Consider the following 18,503-nt stretch of genomic DNA (forward strand, 5'->3'; position numbering starts at 1 on the left):
GTTTGTTAGTTGGAAACTGACCGCTCCTGATCCGTTTCTATCACGCTGCGAGAAACCCTGTCTGCTGCTGTTGCTGTGGGCATGTGGCCAACGCGTCAGCGTTGTCCATCATGTCCACAGCCTTCGCAGCCTGCATCCGTTCGCGCCAGACCGCCATCGGCGCGCGATAGCCGAGTGCCTGATGAAGGCGACGACCGTTGTAGAAGGCGATCCAGTTTGCGATTCCTGCCTTGGCCTCGCGACCGTCGGCATAGCCCTTCAACGAGATAAAGAAAGCCACGGCCGATGGGCAAATACGCGATGTCGGCCGCCCACACCTGGTTCGGCCGGTCGATCGTCATGTTGCGCAGCAGATAGGGATAGATCTTGTGGCCCGGCGCCGGCTTCGTCGTGTTCGGGCTTCGGTCCCAGCGCCGCGATGCCCATCTTGCGCATCAAGCGCTGCACGCGCTTGCGATTGTCCTGAAGCCCCTCAGTCTTCAGCATCGCGGTCATTCGCCGCGCCCCCAGGAACGGCCAGGCGGTCAACAGCTCGTCGATCCGCCGCATCAGAGCAAGGTCGTTGTCGTTGGCCGGCCGCGGCGGCCGGTAGACGCCAGAGCGCGCGATGCCAAGCAACATGCATTGCCGGCGGATCGACAGCGCCTTATCGGCGCGATCGAGCATTGCTCGACGGTCCGGCGTGCTCATCTTCCGGACCTCCGCACTAAAAAAATCGCGCTCGACTGCCAGTTGTCTTATCTTGGCGTGCAGCTTCTCGATCTCACGTTCGCGAGCGTCCTCGCGCTCCCGCCCCACACCCGCGTCAAAGGCCCGGGCCGCCTTTTCCAGCACTTGCTTCTTCCAGGCATAGATCTGGTTCGGGTGAACCTCGTAGCGCTGGGCCAAATCGGCCACCATCGCCTGCTCCCGCACCGCCTCCAGCGCGATCTTTGCCTTCAGTGCCGCGTCGATCTTGCGTCTCGTCTTCTTCGTTATTGCTCACTCCGTCTATCAGACGGAGCGGCCTTTTTCCAACTAAGCCTCTGGTCCCAAATCGGGGTCCATTTCAGGGGATCCGTTTGATCAAACCGGACGCGGCGAGCTCATCGAGCGCGTCCCTAACCTCGCCGCGGTGCAAACAGAGCGAGATGACGCGTCAAGTACGCGTTATCTCGCGAGACGCGGGGAGCCCAGCACTGCTCTCGCTGTGAACTCCGGGTCGCGCGGCAAGCGGTGACGGTACACAAACAAATCGACCCAGCACGCGCGTTGCAAAGGCCGCCATTTGCCGCTTGGGCCGGAGAAGAAAGGCGGCACGCCGCGAAAACGTCAATGACTTGCTGTTCTCAAATCCGCGGCGTGATGGCTACGCTCTATCTCAGACGATCTGACCTCCGAGCGGCCAGCTCATCGCCGCGCTAGCAGTCGATGCTTGCTAGCCTTGGCAAGTGGCCGCTAATCGAGCCGTTAGGTTCGCTTTAACACCATGACAAGGCGGTCGACACGTTTGCCTTGCGCGAGGTGGGAGTTTACGATTTCGTCGACATCCTCAGGCGTGGACGCGCGATACCACACTCCATCGGGATAGACGACCATCAAGGGACCAGAGTTACAAAAGCCAAGGCAGCCCGCCATCGTGAAGCCAATATCGTTGAGGCCTTGCGCTTCGATCGCCTTGGCCATTCGATCCCATAGGGGTTGTGCGCCGGAGGCGCCACAGCTGCCGTGCGGATGAGTTGGCGGACGCTGCGTGTTGCAGGCAAAGACATGATGTCTATAAAGTTGAGGAAGCTCGAATTCGGTTTCTGAGTTCATGCGCCTATCCTGTGATCAATGGGCTTCATCTGAGAAGAGACGAGATGCGAGCACATCGCCCCCAACAATCTCTTACGACTAAACGCCGCATCGACCAATTAATGCTAATGATTCCCACACGCGCTCGCCAAAGCAGGCAAAATGAGCGGGCGCCATAGTGATGGTCGTCGCCGACGATCAGCGATAGATATCTCGGCGTCCAGAGCAGCCTCCTTGATCAACTCCAACCTCTTCAGCCATCATCACGATCTTTCTGCTCCCGCTTGCTCCCATCCAACTTCTCCAAAGCAAGTTGCACACCAGATGCGTAACGTTCGCCTCCGCAACGATCCCTTGCTTTGCGCGACCCACGATTGTTGCGAAGGTTACGACAATGTTGTTCGCCTCTGTTTCGGCCACGACAAACCTCGCTTAGCGTTTGACCTCCCGTTCAACCTTCTGCAGTTCGTACGCAGAACAACCGAGACGCTCGGTTATTTGGCCCAGCTCTTGCGCTATCGTATCTTGGAATGAGCAGCGATCTTCATGACCCTCGAGCCGCCTAGCGAGGAGCTCGAAGATCGTGCGGCGGATCGAGCGCCGTGTTCTGCCATGAGTGAGCGGCTGGCCGCATTGACCGGCGCGAGCCTACAGCATCTTTTTCGCCCTGAAGCTGGACGCTGCGCTCCGCCGCTGCCCATCCATCGTTTGCTCAACAGATCGCGCCCGTCGCGAGAGCCCAAAGAGGCAGGGATGAACGCCGAGCCACCTTTGAGGCTGCAGACCAAGCCGGTCGCATCCCCATCGGCAGCAACGTTAAAACGCAATACAGCGGTCCAAAATTGGGATCACACTTCACACGATACGCGTCAAGACGCGCGCTTGCAGCCGGAAATGCGGAACAACGAGCACGCTCTAACCGGCCCTTACTGACGATGGTGGCGCCATTCGCTAAGAGCGTCGCACAAGCCGAAGTTTGGCATGGCAGTTGCAACGGCGGCAATAACGCCAGCTGCACCGACCGGCCTTCTGACACAGGATCGTCATTCCTCATCCCCAAACGATCCTGTCAGTCTGGGTCCCGCCATTCTCCACGCCCAGACGATGCCCTCGGCGAACTTCCAGCCGCCGGGGGCATTTCCCCTCAAACATATCCACGGCGGTAGGAGGCATGTCCCGCTGCCGGCTCGATTTGACGAGCCAGCGCAAGAGCAGCTTGCTGGTGCTGCGCAGGTCGTGGAGTGCAAGGCCGCAATCCGACGAGGTGCTCGTCATCAAAAGCTGTGACACGCATCTACCAACGCTCACGCGTACAACGGCGAGGGCAAAGCGCCCTAAGGCAGCTTGAGCACAATAAAGCGATAGGCCCGTTAGTCCGGATGGATAGTGACATCCATGGATTCGTCGCTGTCCCCGAAGGGGTCGCCAAACCGGTCGTCCTCGAGCAGCTTGACGCCGCACAGGCAGACGTCACCTTCGATTACGGCGAGCGCTACCGGCTCAAGCGATTGGCCATCGCAGGGGCCGTCGATGCACATCCCTGTGTCGACCTCGAATCTTGCACCGTGCCGGCCGCATCTAAGAAAGGAGCGGTCTGCCGAGAAAAACGTACCGGAGCCGATATTCAGCCAGACGTTCTCATGCGGACAACGATTCACGTAACCAAAATAGTCATTGCCGAAGGTGCGCACCACAATAATCGGAAACGGCCGGCTCTCGCCCTTATCGTCAATCCGCGACAGGCTAAAGCTCATGGCCCCACTCCGCTCGATGGCATCGGCCGGACAGACGACAAAAACCTCGATGTGACCGCTCATCAGGTTGCCGATTACAGGTTCGCTCATCCCGGCCTCGCAGTTTCCTGCTTGAAGGCTTCGATCGCAGTCCGGCTCAGCTGAAAAATCCCACGGCCACGAGCGAGCGCCCGATAAGTCGAGCTGGCACGGGCGTTGAGGACGTCAAACCACTGGTTCGGCGTGAGCTTCGCCGGACGCTCGCTGATTTGGATCACCCTTCCGTTCGGAGCGAAGCGGACGTGAATGATGACTTGTTGCGAGTTCATACCGATAACCTGTTTTGATAACTCTAAAGATCCTGAACGGACACCGAGAATCTCGACTGTGATTTGCTTAGTTTTGGGCACCTTGGCGCGTAGGCTCTCACGCCAGCCTTGGACGCGCCGCCTTCTCTGCTATCGAGAAGGGCTTTTCGCGCTCGCTTGGAGCATTTCTCTTGCTGCTCTAAGACAAGTGCATACCTCCAGCGGCATCCGGCGCGCTCCCGCCATGCTATCCGACAACGCTGCCACAAAGGACGTATCCTCGGTCCGTTGCTCATCTCTCGCGATGAGAAATACCACGCTCACCGCCATTCAACCCTCGTTCTTCCGTGTCGTGGATGACGATCATCTTAGTAAATCGCGGCACCCGCTCCCACGTTTATCGACGCATCTTTCATGGTCTCCACGATAAACTCGATCTGCTTGTTCGTGAGATGTGTGTGGAACGGAAGGGCAAGAGCGCGATCTGCGATTCTTTCCGCAACCAAGAAATCGCCACGCCGATAGCCGAAGTCAAAGTAGTGTTGTTGCAAGTGTAGCGGTTGGCTATAGGCGGTGGATTCAACCTGCGCGCCGCGCAGATCATCGATAATGGCGTCGCGCCCCGATCGCGTGAAGCGCGTCCCCAGATGAACGAGATAAAGCAACCAGTTTACCTCGACCACATCGGGGCCAACATAAGGCGGCTTGATGCCCTCAAATGATTGCATATGCGCGTTATAAAGCTGCTCGACGAACCGACGCCGCTCCAGGATTTCATCGAGACGCTTGAGCTGCGCTAGGCCCAAGGTAGCCGTGAGATCGCTCATGCCGGCCTGATAAGGCGCCGTGCTACCGACAACAACGGAAGAGCGCTCGTCCAGGCGATGGGCGCGATGCCGACGCAAGCCGAGCGCGATGTCGATATCGTCGGTCACAACCATTCCGCCTTCACCACAGGTTAGGGCCAGCGGCTGAGCAAAGTCGAACACCGCGATGTCGCCAAACCGGCCGACGAGCTCACCCTTGTAGCTCGATCCGATCGCCTCGGTGGAATCCTCCAAAAGCAGCAGCTGATGGCGCTGGGCGACCGCGCGCAGCTCCGACCATGGCGCTGGATGACCGTTGGGATTGCCGGCGACAATCGCCCGCGTATTGGCCGTGATGCGCTCTTCGGCCCTCGCTGGGACTAATGCTCCCGACCAATAGTCAATTTCTGCAAATACCGCTCGTGCGCCTGCGAGACTGATGGCATGCGCGGTCTCACGAAAGGAGTAGGGCGAGGCGATAACCTCGTGCCCGGGACCAATGCCGAACGCCCTCAGCGCAAGGAGGAGCCCTATGGTACCACTCGAGACCGCAACAGCATATTTGCGACCAAGATAGGCGGCGAAAGCGTGCTCAAACGCCGCAGTAATCTGCCCGTTGGAGATCTGCGGCGAACACAGCAGCGTTTCCACGGCAGAGAGCTCGGCAAAGGTGATATCGGGATCGGACAGTGGAATGAATGATACATTCTCCTCCACAGTGTGCGCGCCATCAAGCCGATACTCTGCCAGTTCAGTGCTCACCGCCCAACATTCCTTTTGGCCAACACTATGCCGGTCGCCCGCGTCGGATCGGCCGTAATCTGCACGCAGTGATCCGATCCATCGATCAGATGAAGGTCGAAACGCGGAAACTGCCGGAACGGCTGGTCCGCCACATCCGACGCATCACAGCGCACCCAAGCAAGCTGCGGAAAGCGGCGCTGCAGCTCGACAAACGAACCCTTCTCGGCGCCATCGGCTGCAAGCAGCCGCTCGATTTCGATCAATTCCTCCGCGGTGAGCGCCATCGTGGCTCCTCTGTGGCTCGTGAAAGGCGGGGCATCATTGCCAAAACAGACGCTCCGGATCCGCATTCAATTCGTCGATTGCAGAAGTCAACCGATGGTAAAGGCTGTAAAATTCCCAGATTCCGCGCGCGTGGTTCTTGCGAAACAGCTTCCAGATCCCGCTCACGGCATCATAATGAATCAGCGCGACATCGATGAGTGCGCCATCCTCGTCGATGTTGCGCGAGCAACAGGGGCTCTCGACGAGGTAACCGCCCCTCACCGGCGTCACGTTCGGCGAGACGTAGAGATAGCGCTTGCGCGAGCTCAAGCCGCGCTCGATCCGTTTACGATCGAGCTCGTTGGGGTGAGGCACCAGCCCGGCCTTTACCTTTCTCATCAGCGCAGCATTCATGGCGAAAGCCTCCATTCAAAGCACTGTGATTTCTTCTTCAAGGCAGCCGATGAGCAGCTGCTCACCAAAATCGACAATGTAGATCGGCACGTTCGCTTCGGTATGGATCGCGACGTTGATGATCTCACCGGTCGCTCCGGCGGCAAGCAAGACTCCTTCGGGCTCCCTATCGGGAAATGAGTGGTCATTGATGAGGTCGACTGCGGTCTTGACCCGCTGGCCACGTCGATATTTCGGAAAGCCGGCTGGCGTCATAACTCCTCCGGCAATGGCAGATCATCGATCTCCTCGCAGGCGTCCACCGACTCCAGTTCCTTGCGCTTCATGCCAACGCGGTAGCCGCTTTCCAGATACTCGACGCCGTAGATGTAGAATTGCTGCAGGAACGTGCCGATCGATACGACGTAACCCACCTCTCCCTTCTTGACTAAAACGTCGCCAATCTCCTTGCCGCGATAGGTGCCATCATTGCGGATGGTGCGATTGGCTCGCACTTTTTGGCCAAAGCTGTAGACAGGCGGCTGATTGAGCTCGACGACGTCGCTGTCGCGAACGATGCTGTTCATGTATCGCCTCTCATGCATCGCTCCTTTAGGGGTGCGCGGAGCCGCTTCGGCCCCCGCAGGCGAGATTCTGCATTCACTTCATCCTCGCGCGGCATCGTCAGTCACATCGACGATAGCAGCGCTGCCGAGAAGGCCACTCTCGGCATCGCGAAGCGCCTTTGGACCACCGCGCGGAATGAAATGCCCGCCAAGCCCGTGCTGCCGACCAGATACAGCACGATCGCAGGGCAATCCGGCGCAGTCCTCGTCCGTCATGGAGGACCGAACGTCGGCGACTGCGCCGCCGCCAGAGCGCAGCACGAAGCTTATGACGCTTTCATAACCAGCTGCTGGCATGCCACTCATGGGCCTCACGCTTTAGGCTGGCGCCTGGTAGCGAGGCAGGGATGTGTCAACCACGCAGGTATTGTCGACCGGACAGGCGGCGACACATTGCGGCTCGTCGAAATGGCCAACACATTCAGTGCATTTCGCCGCTTCAATGACAAAGCTCCCCCTCTTCTCCGAGATGGCATCGTTCGGACATAGGGGTTCGCAGGCTGAGCAGCTCGTACACTGCGAGGCGATGATCTTGAATGGCACATATTCCCCCTTTACGCTGCAGAGATCCGAGATCCCTGCCGGATCGCGGCGTCGCCGCGCTGCTCGTGCTGGATCTCCCCGCGTTTCACCTTGTCCAGATAGGATTTGAACCAGGCGATCGCCGACTTCTCAATGAACTCATGGGCGTATTGATCGACCGGCTCGATCCCCGCCTTGATCAGATTGCTTTTCGGGCAGCCGCCGATCTTTGACACGAAGACCGCATGGCAGTCATGGATGCCACCCATGATGGCGTAAAGCCTGTCCTCCTCACCATAACCGCCTTGGCAGTAAACATCCACGCGGCGGTGGCCGACGAATTTCGCGCCGGATGTAGAAAGTTCGTAAACCTGGAATTCCTTTGCATGCCCAAAGTGCTCGTTGATCAACCCTGAGCCCTTGGTTGCGACGGCCACTAGAAGAGTGATCGCGCTCATCTCTCCGGCAAATTCCGTAAGCTCCTTTTGGGCGGCCGCGACTTTGGCGGCGCGCTCATCCTCTACCCCGTCCTGATAACCCTTGCGCATCTCTAAGTCATATTGGACGTCCATTTTCATGAGCTGATCGGTGGTGAACTCTGCGCTGCGGTCCTCCCCGAGTAGACCGACCGCATCGGCGCGGCACTGGCGGCAATGCCGCATCATTTTTATCTCCCCTTCACAAGCATCTTGCAGCGCCTTCAATTCCCACGCAGTTGGTCCGCGCTGACCGTTGAGGCCAAATACCGTGCCGTGTTCAGGCGCTGAGATCAGTGGCATGATATTATGAAGGAAGGCACCGCGCGACTTCACCGCCTTGTTGACCTCGACCAAGTGGTCGTCGTTGATGTTTGGAATCATCACCGAGTTGACCTTGCACAGGATACCCCGTTCGCTCAGCATCTCGAGGCCTTGCAGCTGGCGATCGGTGAGTATCCTTGCCGCGTCGATGCCGGTGTAGCGCTTGTGGTTGAAGAAGATCCACGGATAGATCTTGGCGCCGATTTCGGGATCGACCATGTTGATGGTGATGGTGACGTGGTCAATTTTGGACCCGGCGATGGTATCAATATGATCCGGCAGAGCCAGTCCGTTGGTTGACAAACACAGCTTGATATCCGGAGCCGCCTTGGCGACCAGCTCGAAGGTCTTGAACGTCTTTGCTGGATTGGCCAGAGGGTCGCCGGGACCAGCGATGCCAAGGACCGTCATCTGCGGAATAGTGGTCGCGACCGCGAGCACTTTTCTTAACGCCTGCTCGGGCGTGAGCTTCTCGCTCACCACACCCGGACGCGATTCATTGGCGCAGTCGTATTTTCGGTTGCAGTAGTTGCACTGGATGTTGCAGGCAGGCGCGACCGCGACATGCATGCGGGCGTAATGATGATGCGCTTCTTCGCTATAGCAGGGATGGTTCTTGACCTTTTCCCAGATTTCGATCGGTAGATCGCCTGGCCCCGCCTGCGATCCGCAGCTCGCCTGCCCGGTGTTGGCCGAAGCGCGGCAGCCCTTATACTCCGCGGCGGGCTTCATCTTGCCGCCATCCACTGCCGCTTTGACATATTTTCCGCGTCCGACGACCGCATTCATTTTCATTTTCCCTGCAGGCATCATCGGCCTCCCAGGACCGTCCGTGAGCGAGCCTCAAGAAACTGGGGAGCAACTTGCATGCCATGGCGGCGACGATGGAATTGCAGCCATACGCCAACGAGTTAGCGGAAACTATGGGCGCTGGCGCATGTAAGAACATGCAATGATGCACTTGTTGTCAGTGCGACAGATACGTCGTCATTCTCACACAGCGCGCCGTGGCCTGCGCATTCATTCTCGCGCTGAGCTCGCCCTAACCCGGCTCCATCTGAACGTGTCTTTTCGCGTTGCGGCTCTCGCAAATAAGTCGATACGAGCTGGGGGATTCGGGCTTCACAAGGACGCTAATGGGTGATCAGTATCTCAACCGCGCAAGGGAGCCCAATCGCAAGCGGTGTAAGGCCCTGCTCGAGTAGAAAGCGGAGCTCGTTGCGAGAGAGCGCGTCCGCATCAACGATCGCATAGTGGGTGTCGGCCGACTTCGCTTGATGGTCTTCCGGGCATAGCCACGCAAGAGCTGGTCGTTGAAGCGACAGCAGATGAAGAGAAAGGTCTGTCCGGTTCGCCTTTCCTTGACGATGTCCGGAATTTGGTGCCTGAATGTCGATTTCGGTCGACGCCTCGACATAGCCAGCGTCGGAGATAAGGAAGTTGTTGGCCGGCTGCACGCTGCCGTGCGGCTGGTACAACACCGTCACCCAGCTGCCGGCGACGGCACTGTCGACCTCTTGGCCAAGTGACTCGTAAAAACGATACCACGATCCTCGCCAATGCCGATGCGGGTGATACCTGAACTTCGCCCCATCGCGATTACCCACCGCCTCGCGCATGGCGGCATCATACCACGCGTCGACTATGACGGGCAGGGATAGGGACGCAAGATGATGGCGCAACCGCGTCGGCTCGACTGGCTCAGCGAAGGCCTGCGTCACCAATGCCGTCACGGCGGACCGGTGTTTGCTGATCTCGATATGCTGCGCCGAGGCCCACGCATTGCCCTGCTCGCCGCGGCAGCGCAACCTTGCTCGCGAAGAAGCTGGCCAACGCCTCTGGCGTGGTCAGCATATCGGATCTGCACAATTTCGGCGATGCCAGGACCGAGATAGGGAATGACGCTCGCGGCCCTCAGGCCGGCAGCGATGTCCACGAGCGTCGCCTTTGCATCGGCAGCATCGACAAAGTCGATCTGTGGGGGTTGCCTTCACGGATTGTCCCCGTTCTCGCCCCGTTTTTTAGCGTTGATTGTGATCGGTAACCGTGTGCCGCTCGGCATCTCAGGTAAATCGAGCACCCAGCCATTAGCTACTTTGATCCAGCCGCCCCATAGCGTCTCGTACTCGGATTCAACGATTGGCTCTTCGAGATCCTTTTTTGGCACGTAGATCGACAGGCCCGCGTCCGGAGACCGGCGGATCATGATTTTCACGAGTCTACTCCTTGACTGCGACGGCGGAGGTGGCGCGCAGGCGAGCCACGATGTCGGACACTGCGCACACGACCTCATCGACCTCTGCGACGGAGGTTTCACGCGACAGAGAAAAGCGCACCGCGCCACGCATCCGCCACGCCGGCACCTGCATGGCACGCAGAACATGCGATGGCTGCATTGAGCCGGCGTTGCAGGCTGATCCGAGCGACACGGCAATGCCCACCCTATTGAGATGGTGGACGATGGCTTCGCCTTCGAGACGATCGAAAGCAATATTGGCCGTGTTCCCTAATCGATTGCTGAGATCGCCGAGCGCAACGCACTCGCCAATTTGCAAAATTCCATGCTCAAGGCGGTCGCGCAACGCGCAAATGCGCACGCGCTCCGATTCGAGCCGCTCCGCCGCAAGCTCGGCGGCCTTTCCCAGGCCGACAATGCCGGGAATATTCTCAGTCCCGCCGCGACGCCCTCGTTCCTGTGATCCGCCGCAGATCAGCGGCCGGAATTTTGTCCCTGTGCGCAAATATAGCGCGCCGATCCCCTTGGGACCGTGCAGTTTGTGCCCGGATAGCGAGAGCATGTCGATGGCACTGTCCTTTAGGTTCACGCGCACCTTACCGATGGCCTGGACCGCATCAGTGTGAAACAGCGCGCCCGCCTCACGGGTCAACCCGGCAAGAAACCGCACGGGAAACATCGTTCCGGTCTCGTTGTTGGCCCACATAACCGAGGCAATCGCTGTGCGTGGCCCGAGTGCGCCGCGAAACGCCTCAATATCGAGCCGGCCGCGCGCATCTACGGGTACGATGTGTGTCTTGACTCCTCTTGTCGTCAAGTGCTCGGTTAGCGCAAGAACAGCGGAGTGCTCAACTGAGGTGGTGACGATCTCGTCGCGGTCTTCCTGTGTCGCAAGCGCAGAGAGGATCGCGGCATTATTGGCCTCGGTCCCTCCCGAGGTAAAAACGATTTCACGATCGTATGCGTTCCCTAGCAGGCCCCGCAAGCTCAGCCGGGCCTGCCTCACAGCGACTGCGACCTCGCTGCCAAAGGCATGCGTGGACGAGGCATTGCCGAATTGCTCGGTGAAGAACGGCAACATGGCTTGCAAGACCGATGGGTCGGTCCGCGTCGTTGCATTGTTATCGAGGTAAATCGGCACTCGATTTTCGCTCAATCCACCACCTCGCCTGCAGCAGCGACGGGGATCAGGCGAACTAATTCGCCGAGTTTACTCACCAGCCGCGCGCGAACGCTTTTCAGCGTCAGGCTCGAAAGCTTACACAACGTGCAGGCACCGGTCAGCCTGACCATGGCTCTGCTGCCATCGATCCCGATCAGGTGACAGTCGCCACCGACGCGTTGCAGATTGGGGCGGATCTCTTCGACTGCGCCGCGAAGGCGACGCTCTCGATTTGTCGCAGTGGACGACGATTGCCTTAGTTTTCCCGGTTCGGCCGGTATGCTTCGATGTTTTCTCCTCAGCAGCTGGACGATTTGTTTCATCAGCTGAACGATTTTCCGCATGAGCAGTTCGCGGTGGCATTCGGGTTGTGAAAAGTAAAGCCAGAACTCTCCATTGCCATCACGAAATCAATGGTCGTGCCGATCAGATGCTCACAGCTCTTGTTATCGACGAACACCTTCAGCCCGTCGCACTCGATCACGGTGTCGCCAGGTTTCGGTTCTTCGACCAGACCCATCTTATATTTGAATCCATTGCAGCCGCCTGCTTCGATCATGACGCGCAGACCGCCGGTCGGGTGCGTCGACGATGAAATCGCGCTCTTGATTGCATTCACTGCGCTATCCGTCAGGTTAATCACGGCTTTCCCTCATCAGCTTGGATCTCGCTGCTAAGGGCAAGTCACGTGCCAGCGCGCAGACGCTTGATGATGCTCCCTTTTTCGGATCGCGCCTGTTGGCTTTGGAACGGATGTCGCGTTCCCGACAAGGCTCCTTGATGCGAGCGCAGCCACTGACGCGTTTTCGTTCTAAGCTACGGCGAAGGCCCCTACTCATGCAACGGCAAGCAATTTGCATCGCATCTAGCACCGGCCAAGCCGTCGGTGAAGAGCTTAGATCGAGGAAGAGTTTAATGACTGCAATCGAGAACACCGCACTCGGCAGACTTGAGAAGGAGGGCCGCTTGCTCAATGCCGTACTCAAAGGCGGGACTACCAAGCCGGGCCGGTTCGGCTTTCGCGGCGACGTGGCGCTAAAATTCCAGACTCAGGTCGCGGACGAAAAACGGCCGCCCGACTATTCGATTGAGCAGGTGTTGACGATCGCGCAGGACGGCGAATGCACTATTCCGGTGCTGGCCGGCTACCTGCATTCCTTCGCGTATCTCGCTGACGTCACGACCGTCCTTGATGGCGCCTTGAGCCCAACCGGCAGCTACTTCATTTTCTGCAACAACATTGATTTACTGGCGAAGTACCGAGTGAGGTTCGGTGACATTAGCTTCCACGTCCTACCGTGCGATGAATCCACGGTTTGGAAGGAGATGATGGACCTGGTCGGGCTCAACAAGGACGAAATCAAGAAGCTCGATCCGGGCGGCAAGCTTGATTACCTCCTCGATGCCGCAAAGGATCTCGACCTGTCTTATGAGGAGATCTCGTACGAGGACGGACTAAAGAGGATGGAGCCCGTGAAAAACCGCAACGAGAACCGGCCGGTCTGAGCGCGGTCTTCAGTTGTTGGCCGATGCATCGTCTTCGACAAGATGCACACCAACGACGCAGATATCATCATCCAGAACTGCCAACGCGATCGGCGTGAGGGCTCCGCCTAGACATGGACCTTCGACGCACCGGCCGGTGCCGAGTTCGAAGGTCGAACCATGCTTGCCGCACATCAGCCGGATGCCGTATGGATCGAGGAATTCGTTCCGCTCCCAGTCCAAATTGACGCCGCTGTGCGGGCATTTGTTAGCGTAGCCAAGCACCTTTTTGCCCCAGCGCACAACAATGATGGACCACGGCTGGTGATTGCCGTCATCATCGACGATCATAAGGTGGAATCCCATGGCCTGGCGGCTCGGAATGTCCTTAAAGTTGCAGATCGCGTAGATGGGATTTGGCTTCATTTATCACCCATTCATTGCAAGACGCCGTCAAAGAGACCGACGACTAATGATAATGACTGGCAGGTTCCTATCAGCAGATGGGTACCCGGCCCGACGAGGTACCCGCGCAACGACAATTAGAGACCTGCGTGCGAAGTGATCGGTGTTGATTTGCGATGTGCTCCCGATGTCTGCGTGCTCTATTGCAACGCCTGCGTACTGGGCAGCGAAATGTCGTTCGCCACCGGGCGTGCGCAAAACGACCAACTACTGTGTTCCCGGCACACCACGTTCTAAATAGAATCGCCATCTAGGCAGCATCATTGTCCACGATCGGCGGCGCGGCGGACAAGTAAGCTTCTGCTAATCGCAAGCAGACATGCACAGCATTCCCTCGGACCAAATCGGCCGACGCAGTGGCTACCTGCCTTGCACTATGCTCTTCGGACTCCATCATGACAGGCACTTCGATCTACTTAGCGCTGCGGGAGGCGCGGCTCGCCTTCTAACGAAAGGGCGGACCTTGGAGACGAGTGATTTGTGAGCAACGGCTACCGTACCGGCATACCATAGCCGCGCACAACCATCACCAGGCAATGCTCGCTCGATCTTGCTATTCGATGTTTAATCGAGATCCTTCTGGCGCGCCGTCCTCATCACGAGTTCACCTGATCAAAATTCCACCTTTCCTCACCTATATCTCGCCTGCCGCAACACGACGAGTGTGTTCGCTCACGCCGCTTCAGGTACGGCTGAAGTGTGAGTCTGGCAGTTGGCCGGGCAAACCCTGGCGCATGCACCGCAGCCAATGCAGGCGCCTTGATCATTCAGAAACATAATCTTCTTTTCGATCTCATCGTCCTCGTCGTCATCGAGCTCGACAAGTTCGCCCTCCTGGCTGCTTCCTTTCAACGTCATGACATCTCGACCGCACACCTTGAAACAGCGGCCACAGCCGATGCACTTCTTTGGATCGATCGAGATCAGGTATTGTGGCGTCCAGTCGCGTCCGTCTCGTGTTTGAAACGACATGCATTGCCCCTTTAAGTCTTTTCAAGCGCCTTCAAGTCGAGGCCCTTGCGCTCAAGTTCGGCATAGGCATCGTACGCCTTCTGCGCCACCAACATGATCGAAGTCCAGTTGATGGGTAATTCTTCGGAAAGGTCGTGCAGATCCATCTTCGCCTGTATTGCCTTGGCGGATACTTTCCTTAGTTCGGCCTTTAGTGTTTCACGATCGCTCATGAGTATCCCCAATAGTTCGCCACCTGCGGAAATTTCCGAATTAGGTCGATTCCGTCGCTGACATATTTGTCGCCCTCCTGCGCGAGCTTTACGAAACTATCAAATCCAAAGCGATGCACATCGCGCAGCTGCTTGTTCACGGCGATCAGCCGGCCTGAGATAAGCACCATGCGGCCGAAGCCTTCATGATGCAGATCCAGAATCGGCTGGATCATCCCGCCGGTCTCCCTCTCGATCGAGAGCGCGACCGCATCGAAGAACAGCTTAAGCCGCCACAGTGTATCGGGATCGGGATCACCGATAATCGGCAATGCGCGCCTTTTCTGCTTGTCCAAGATATAGGGTTCGAGCAGGTCAAGATCACTCTTTGCCTCCCAGGCTCCGTTGGTATCCTGAGCACGCCAAATCTTGATCAACTCCTTGAGGAATGGCGCGTCGACGGCGCTGCCCTGCTGCTCTATTTTAGCGGTCATATCACCTCATTCGTCGAACTTGAACGTACGCGGTCGGTCCTTTGCCATGGCCTTGCGTAGCCAGGGGGGTGGCGTGCCGTTCAATACGCGCTCGAGCTTTTCGAGCAACACCAGAATGCTTTCTGGTTTGTTCACCTTGATAGGATGAATCTTGTTGGCCACCACGCGCGCAGCCCCGGCACCGCCGATGGCGGCGACGTAAAGAATCGCGCAATCCTTGATCGCCTCGATCTTTGGCGCCAACTTATCGTCGTTGCCGTCTTCCTTAAGGTCGCCCTCAAACTCAATCGCTTTGAGAAACACGTGCCCGCCAGGCGCGACGTCGTAGATTGCGATATTCTTTGCCCAACCAAAATGGGCATCGACCCGACTCATGTCCTGAGTGGCAAACGCGACCTTCATGCAACCGACCTCCCAGCCGCGCCGGTGGAGCTGCGATACCCCGAGCATCGTGGCAGACCGGCCGCAGTCCGCCATCTATCGGGTGTAGGCTGATCGTTTTCCTCGCGGTGCGCGATCACGAGGTTGGCGATTTCAAAGATCAGATTGCGGGTACCACGATAGCCCACGGATAGTTGGTGTCCCGCCCCAAGTCGATCGAACATCGGAAAACCCGTGCGATAGAACGGCAATTTCAGCCGAGCCGCCGCTTGTCTGCCATGCGAATGCGTGATCAGCAGGTCGCAATTGTGTGTTTTGGCAAGCCCTTCCAGATCCTCGAGATCGCCAATGAGTACCTCCTTGGCCTTGATCCGCTCGATCACCTCCGACTGAGTGGTCGTCACGGCCGCTGTCACCTGCGCGCCCATGTCGTGCAGCATACCGGACACATCGAACAGAAGGTCTGGCTCAGCGCCGATAGCAACTTTGCGACCGCCAATATGGAAGTGCGCGTCCAGCATTGCATCGGCGAGCTGACCGCGCTGCCGCCGATATTTCAAGGGTATGGGGCGGCCGCTGATCTCGCTCAAGAACGTCATGAATTCGTCGTTTGGACAGAGACCACACAGCCGCTCGAAGATACGAAAAGGCACGCCGGTCTTGACCTGCATGACCTCTGCCGCACGCTGCATCTGCGCCCCGATTGCAATCGTCCATCCGGCGCGGCCCATGCTCTCAATTTCGTCGACGCCGATGCCGCCGATGGTCGTTGGCGTAAACTCATCGGGGATATGTCCATCGAGCGATCCTGCTACGTCAGGGAGGAAGGACGGGCACAACCCGAAATCTTCCAGTATGACACGGAGTTCATCAATATCGCCGGGCGTGAGGTGACATCCCGGCAGAACATTCACTTTCAATGGGTCAGGCAGTCCATTGGCGCCGGGCCCTTCCACCAGCACCTCTACAATGCGTGCCACAGCCTTCCCCCAGCCGTCCTGGAACGCGCCCTTGAAATCAGGCGTCGAGACATACACCAGTGGCAACTTTGCGAGTTGGGGATGCTTGCAACGGATTAGCTTGAGGTAGGCATCCACATCGTCGCCGTTGGTCTCGGTGACACCGGTCGAGCAGATTCCGATGATTTTTGGCTTGGTACGGTTGTAGATGTTCAGTATCGCCTGCTCGAGATTCTCATAACCGCCGAGTACGGTCGCGACCTCGCTCATCGCGGTGGTCTGCAGCGGTACTGCCTCTTTGAAATGCCGGACGAAAAGCGTGAGCCCGAAGGATGTGCATCCCTGGGAACCGTGCAGAAGCGGCATCGCCCCGCGCAGCCCCATGAAGGCGAATGCGCCGCCGATCGGCTGACTCATCTTCAGCGGGTTGACAGCGCAGGCTTTCGTCGGCGCCGTGACGATGGCCATGACGCCTCCCTATTCTGCGGCCTGTCGCATGACAGATGGGTCGGACACCAAGATACCTTCGATGCGTCTCCGGCAGCAGCCTCCGACCGCATTGGTATGCTCTCTCACCGCTGCGACGCTGCTCAGGCCGTGCGCGTAGATTGCATCCTCAATCGTGCCTAAATCGACCGCGTTGCACACGCAGATCTTCCTCGCGCGGCGCGCGGTTTCGGCGAGCGCCGGATCGCACGCGATCGCGGCCACCGGCGATGGCATCTGCTCCATCGCCTTGGCCAATGCCTCCCATGGGGCCGGTCGACGTAGCTGCTCCCACATCGGACTGGAGAGCGACTTATCGATCTCCTCCACCAGCTTGACCATTCCGACATAGCCCATATAGGCGTGGCAACGCTCCTGGTTGATATCGAGCCAGGGCATCGCCGCTTTCAGCGCGACGAACTGCGACTTGCCGCCCGACAGCATGATGTCCGCTTTTGCGTCCTTCAACATCTTATACATTTCGCGCGGAGTCATGTCCTCAATCATGTAGGCATCCCGCCCCATGAGCTCCTTGATGCGCTCCTTGTCATTCCTGGTTGATTTCTTGACGCTGGTCCCGACTAACTCAAGCCCAGCTTCCTGGAGTGCCGCAACGATCGACCATGACTTGACGCCGCCGGTAATCAACAACGCCCTCTTGCCTTCAAATCGTGGCTTGTACGGCCCTATCGCAGCCCGGACCCACGCTTCCTCGCGCGCGATCACCGCCTCAGTTCGCCCGAGCAGATCTGCAGGCGCGCCGCGCTCAACCAATAAGCGCGCAAGCTGACGCAGCGATTCGCTCGAATCTTGAATACCGTAGAACGACCCCTCGAAGAAAGGAATCCCGTAGCGTTGCTCCATCTTGCGTGCGACGTTGATCATGGACTTTGAGCACACCAACATCGCCGCCCGCGCGCGATGGGATGAAGCGACTTCGCGATACTTGCCATCGCCGGAGATGCAGGAGAGAATCCGTATCCCAAGTTCGTCTAGCAATGGCTTCACTTGCCAGAGCTCTCCCGAAAGGTTGTATTCCCCGATCAGGTTGATATCGCACGGGGTGGTGTAGTCCGGCTCTTGCGTCCCGATCACATGGTCGAGCAATGCTTCGCCGGCGAGCTTGTTACCGAGGTTCTTCGAGCCGACGAAGCCCGGGGAATTGATCGGGATCACCGGCTTTGCGAACCTTTGAGATGCTGCCTTACAAACTGCGTTGATGTCGTCGCCGATCATCGCCGGGATGCAGGTTTGATAGACGAAGATGGCGGGCGGGTCGCACTTGTCGATGATCTCCTTGATCGCTTTACAGAGCCGCTTCTCGCCTCCGAATACAATATCGGTTTCGCTCAAATCTGTTGTGAACGAGGTGCGCCACAGATTCGAGCCTGACGACGCCGCGCCGCGATTGTCCCAGGAATTCCCTTCGCACGCGATCGGACCATGCACCAAGTGAGCGACATCGGTGAACGGCTGCAGCGCAACCTTGGCGCCATCGAAAGCACAGCCACCAGCAGCGCTACCCGGCAGCAGTTGTTTGGTGCAGCCGTTCTTGCGTTCAGCCTCCGACTTACTGCCGTTTTTGGCGCAGCCCGGCTCGTCAAAAATCTTCTGGACCGTGGCCGCCAGTGAAGTCATCCCTTTTCCTCTCAGCGCAAACTAATTGCATGGTCAACGGTCGTGTGCTTGTGCCATCGCCG

The 18,503-nt window shown here is 58.2% G+C and carries 24 protein-coding genes and 1 pseudogene; 1 reads left to right on the top strand and 24 read right to left on the bottom strand.

Annotated features, from left to right (window positions below; all coding sequences use genetic code 11):
* Window positions 1-40: 40 nt before the first annotated feature.
* The 17 genes and pseudogenes from CVM73_RS19815 to CVM73_RS19895 form a co-directional block, all read right to left on the bottom strand.
* Entirely contained in the window at window positions 41-280 is a 240-nt protein-coding gene (locus tag CVM73_RS19815; protein WP_158237592.1) for an integrase core domain-containing protein, read from the bottom strand.
* Window positions 259-978 carry an IS3 family transposase gene (locus tag CVM73_RS19820; protein WP_283809932.1) on the bottom strand — a complete coding sequence of 240 codons (720 nt, stop codon included), beginning with the start codon at window positions 976-978 and terminating at the stop codon, window positions 259-261. Before CVM73_RS19820 ends, CVM73_RS19815 begins: the two co-directional genes overlap by 22 nt.
* Before the next feature lie 471 nt (window positions 979-1,449).
* The gene (locus CVM73_RS19825) at window positions 1,450-1,797 is read right to left on the bottom strand and encodes a (2Fe-2S) ferredoxin domain-containing protein (protein WP_100233561.1); all 348 of its coding nucleotides are present in this window, start codon (window positions 1,795-1,797) and stop codon (window positions 1,450-1,452) included.
* A 1,349-nt stretch (window positions 1,798-3,146) separates the two neighbouring features.
* Entirely contained in the window at window positions 3,147-3,620 is a 474-nt protein-coding gene (locus CVM73_RS19830) for a Rieske (2Fe-2S) protein (RefSeq protein WP_100233562.1), read from the bottom strand.
* Window positions 3,617-3,919: a hypothetical protein gene (locus tag CVM73_RS19835; RefSeq protein WP_347338464.1), complete on the bottom strand. Its 303-nt coding sequence runs from the start codon at window positions 3,917-3,919 to the stop codon at window positions 3,617-3,619. The genes CVM73_RS19830 and CVM73_RS19835 overlap by 4 nt, the downstream gene beginning before the upstream one ends.
* A gap of 266 nt (window positions 3,920-4,185) precedes the next feature.
* The gene (locus tag CVM73_RS19840) at window positions 4,186-5,340 is read right to left on the bottom strand and encodes a DegT/DnrJ/EryC1/StrS family aminotransferase (protein WP_100233659.1); all 1,155 of its coding nucleotides are present in this window, start codon (window positions 5,338-5,340) and stop codon (window positions 4,186-4,188) included.
* 41 nt (window positions 5,341-5,381) lie between these two features.
* Window positions 5,382-5,651 carry a DUF6129 family protein gene (locus tag CVM73_RS19845; RefSeq protein ID WP_100233564.1) on the bottom strand — a complete coding sequence of 90 codons (270 nt, stop codon included), beginning with the start codon at window positions 5,649-5,651 and terminating at the stop codon, window positions 5,382-5,384.
* A 34-nt stretch (window positions 5,652-5,685) separates the two neighbouring features.
* The gene (locus tag CVM73_RS19850; RefSeq protein WP_100233660.1) at window positions 5,686-6,045 is read right to left on the bottom strand and encodes a DUF3024 domain-containing protein; all 360 of its coding nucleotides are present in this window, start codon (window positions 6,043-6,045) and stop codon (window positions 5,686-5,688) included.
* A gap of 15 nt (window positions 6,046-6,060) precedes the next feature.
* On the bottom strand, window positions 6,061-6,300 hold the full coding sequence (locus tag CVM73_RS19855; RefSeq protein ID WP_100233565.1) for a nitrogen fixation protein NifZ: 240 nt from the start codon (window positions 6,298-6,300) through the stop codon (window positions 6,061-6,063).
* Entirely contained in the window at window positions 6,297-6,611 is a 315-nt protein-coding gene (locus tag CVM73_RS19860) for a nitrogen fixation protein NifZ (protein ID WP_100233566.1), read from the bottom strand. Before CVM73_RS19860 ends, CVM73_RS19855 begins: the two co-directional genes overlap by 4 nt.
* A gap of 357 nt (window positions 6,612-6,968) precedes the next feature.
* On the bottom strand, window positions 6,969-7,193 hold the full coding sequence (locus CVM73_RS19865; RefSeq protein WP_100233567.1) for a 4Fe-4S binding protein: 225 nt from the start codon (window positions 7,191-7,193) through the stop codon (window positions 6,969-6,971).
* Between the two features lie 11 nt (window positions 7,194-7,204).
* Window positions 7,205-8,704, bottom strand: a complete 1,500-nt coding sequence (gene nifB / locus CVM73_RS19870) for a nitrogenase cofactor biosynthesis protein NifB (RefSeq protein WP_100233661.1) — start codon at window positions 8,702-8,704, stop codon at window positions 7,205-7,207.
* Window positions 8,705-9,105: 401 nt separating this feature from the next.
* A pseudogene (locus CVM73_RS19875) lies at window positions 9,106-9,947 on the bottom strand (SIR2 family protein).
* Window positions 9,948-9,962: 15 nt separating this feature from the next.
* Window positions 9,963-10,187, bottom strand: coding sequence for a putative nitrogen fixation protein NifT (nifT, locus tag CVM73_RS19880; RefSeq protein WP_100233569.1), 225 nt, complete (start codon window positions 10,185-10,187; stop codon window positions 9,963-9,965).
* 4 nt (window positions 10,188-10,191) lie between these two features.
* Window positions 10,192-11,364, bottom strand: a complete 1,173-nt coding sequence (gene nifS, locus CVM73_RS19885) for a cysteine desulfurase NifS (protein WP_100233570.1) — start codon at window positions 11,362-11,364, stop codon at window positions 10,192-10,194.
* Window positions 11,361-11,714 carry a NifU family protein gene (locus CVM73_RS19890; protein WP_245452377.1) on the bottom strand — a complete coding sequence of 118 codons (354 nt, stop codon included), beginning with the start codon at window positions 11,712-11,714 and terminating at the stop codon, window positions 11,361-11,363. Before CVM73_RS19890 ends, nifS begins: the two co-directional genes overlap by 4 nt.
* Window positions 11,693-12,013 carry a HesB/IscA family protein gene (locus CVM73_RS19895; protein ID WP_100233571.1) on the bottom strand — a complete coding sequence of 107 codons (321 nt, stop codon included), beginning with the start codon at window positions 12,011-12,013 and terminating at the stop codon, window positions 11,693-11,695. The genes CVM73_RS19890 and CVM73_RS19895 overlap by 22 nt, the downstream gene beginning before the upstream one ends.
* 272 nt (window positions 12,014-12,285) lie before the next feature.
* On the opposite strand from CVM73_RS19895, the gene CVM73_RS19900 reads away from it, so the two are divergent.
* On the top strand, window positions 12,286-12,876 hold the full coding sequence (locus CVM73_RS19900; protein WP_100233572.1) for a hypothetical protein: 591 nt from the start codon (window positions 12,286-12,288) through the stop codon (window positions 12,874-12,876).
* Window positions 12,877-12,885: 9 nt separating this feature from the next.
* Here CVM73_RS19900 and CVM73_RS19905 read toward each other — a convergent pair whose 3' ends face one another.
* The 7 genes from CVM73_RS19905 to nifE all read right to left on the bottom strand — a co-directional run bounded on the left by CVM73_RS19905 (window position 12,886) and on the right by nifE (window position 18,441).
* Complete coding sequence (locus CVM73_RS19905) at window positions 12,886-13,281, bottom strand: Rieske (2Fe-2S) protein (protein WP_100233573.1); 396 nt, start codon at window positions 13,279-13,281, stop codon at window positions 12,886-12,888.
* A gap of 711 nt (window positions 13,282-13,992) precedes the next feature.
* Window positions 13,993-14,292, bottom strand: a complete 300-nt coding sequence (gene fdxB / locus CVM73_RS19910; RefSeq protein WP_100233574.1) for a ferredoxin III, nif-specific — start codon at window positions 14,290-14,292, stop codon at window positions 13,993-13,995.
* Window positions 14,293-14,303: 11 nt separating this feature from the next.
* On the bottom strand, window positions 14,304-14,504 hold the full coding sequence (locus CVM73_RS19915) for a CCE_0567 family metalloprotein (protein ID WP_092218307.1): 201 nt from the start codon (window positions 14,502-14,504) through the stop codon (window positions 14,304-14,306).
* Window positions 14,501-14,977 carry a NifX-associated nitrogen fixation protein gene (locus CVM73_RS19920; RefSeq protein ID WP_100233575.1) on the bottom strand — a complete coding sequence of 159 codons (477 nt, stop codon included), beginning with the start codon at window positions 14,975-14,977 and terminating at the stop codon, window positions 14,501-14,503. The genes CVM73_RS19915 and CVM73_RS19920 overlap by 4 nt, the downstream gene beginning before the upstream one ends.
* 6 nt (window positions 14,978-14,983) lie before the next feature.
* A complete protein-coding gene (gene nifX, locus CVM73_RS19925) occupies window positions 14,984-15,379 on the bottom strand; it encodes a nitrogen fixation protein NifX (protein WP_100233576.1) in 396 nt (131 codons plus the stop codon).
* Complete coding sequence (nifN, locus tag CVM73_RS19930) at window positions 15,376-16,785, bottom strand: nitrogenase iron-molybdenum cofactor biosynthesis protein NifN (RefSeq protein ID WP_100233577.1); 1,410 nt, start codon at window positions 16,783-16,785, stop codon at window positions 15,376-15,378. The genes nifX and nifN overlap by 4 nt, the downstream gene beginning before the upstream one ends.
* A 9-nt stretch (window positions 16,786-16,794) precedes the next feature.
* On the bottom strand, window positions 16,795-18,441 hold the full coding sequence (gene nifE, locus CVM73_RS19935; protein WP_100233578.1) for a nitrogenase iron-molybdenum cofactor biosynthesis protein NifE: 1,647 nt from the start codon (window positions 18,439-18,441) through the stop codon (window positions 16,795-16,797).
* Window positions 18,442-18,503 lie beyond the last annotated feature (62 nt).

This window comes from Bradyrhizobium forestalis (genome assembly GCF_002795245.1).
In the GTDB taxonomy this organism is placed as follows: domain Bacteria; phylum Pseudomonadota; class Alphaproteobacteria; order Rhizobiales; family Xanthobacteraceae; genus Bradyrhizobium; species Bradyrhizobium forestalis.

Coding starts and splice junctions, on each gene's coding strand:
- CVM73_RS19825 (WP_100233561.1), bottom strand. CDS start 1,797: ATGAACTCAGAAACCGAATTCGAGCTTCCTCAACTTTATAGACATCAT.
- CVM73_RS19830 (WP_100233562.1), bottom strand. CDS start 3,620: ATGAGCGAACCTGTAATCGGCAACCTGATGAGCGGTCACATCGAGGTT.
- CVM73_RS19845 (WP_100233564.1), bottom strand. CDS start 5,651: ATGGCGCTCACCGCGGAGGAATTGATCGAAATCGAGCGGCTGCTTGCA.
- CVM73_RS19850 (WP_100233660.1), bottom strand. CDS start 6,045: ATGAATGCTGCGCTGATGAGAAAGGTAAAGGCCGGGCTGGTGCCTCAC.
- CVM73_RS19855 (WP_100233565.1), bottom strand. CDS start 6,300: ATGACGCCAGCCGGCTTTCCGAAATATCGACGTGGCCAGCGGGTCAAG.
- CVM73_RS19860 (WP_100233566.1), bottom strand. CDS start 6,611: ATGAACAGCATCGTTCGCGACAGCGACGTCGTCGAGCTCAATCAGCCG.
- nifB (WP_100233661.1), bottom strand. CDS start 8,704: ATGAAGCCCGCCGCGGAGTATAAGGGCTGCCGCGCTTCGGCCAACACC.
- CVM73_RS19890 (WP_245452377.1), bottom strand. CDS start 11,714: ATGCGGAAAATCGTTCAGCTGATGAAACAAATCGTCCAGCTGCTGAGG.
- CVM73_RS19900 (WP_100233572.1), top strand. CDS start 12,286: ATGACTGCAATCGAGAACACCGCACTCGGCAGACTTGAGAAGGAGGGC.
- CVM73_RS19905 (WP_100233573.1), bottom strand. CDS start 13,281: ATGAAGCCAAATCCCATCTACGCGATCTGCAACTTTAAGGACATTCCG.
- fdxB (WP_100233574.1), bottom strand. CDS start 14,292: ATGTCGTTTCAAACACGAGACGGACGCGACTGGACGCCACAATACCTG.
- CVM73_RS19915 (WP_092218307.1), bottom strand. CDS start 14,504: ATGAGCGATCGTGAAACACTAAAGGCCGAACTAAGGAAAGTATCCGCC.
- CVM73_RS19920 (WP_100233575.1), bottom strand. CDS start 14,977: ATGACCGCTAAAATAGAGCAGCAGGGCAGCGCCGTCGACGCGCCATTC.
- nifX (WP_100233576.1), bottom strand. CDS start 15,379: ATGAAGGTCGCGTTTGCCACTCAGGACATGAGTCGGGTCGATGCCCAT.
- nifN (WP_100233577.1), bottom strand. CDS start 16,785: ATGGCCATCGTCACGGCGCCGACGAAAGCCTGCGCTGTCAACCCGCTG.
- nifE (WP_100233578.1), bottom strand. CDS start 18,441: ATGACTTCACTGGCGGCCACGGTCCAGAAGATTTTTGACGAGCCGGGC.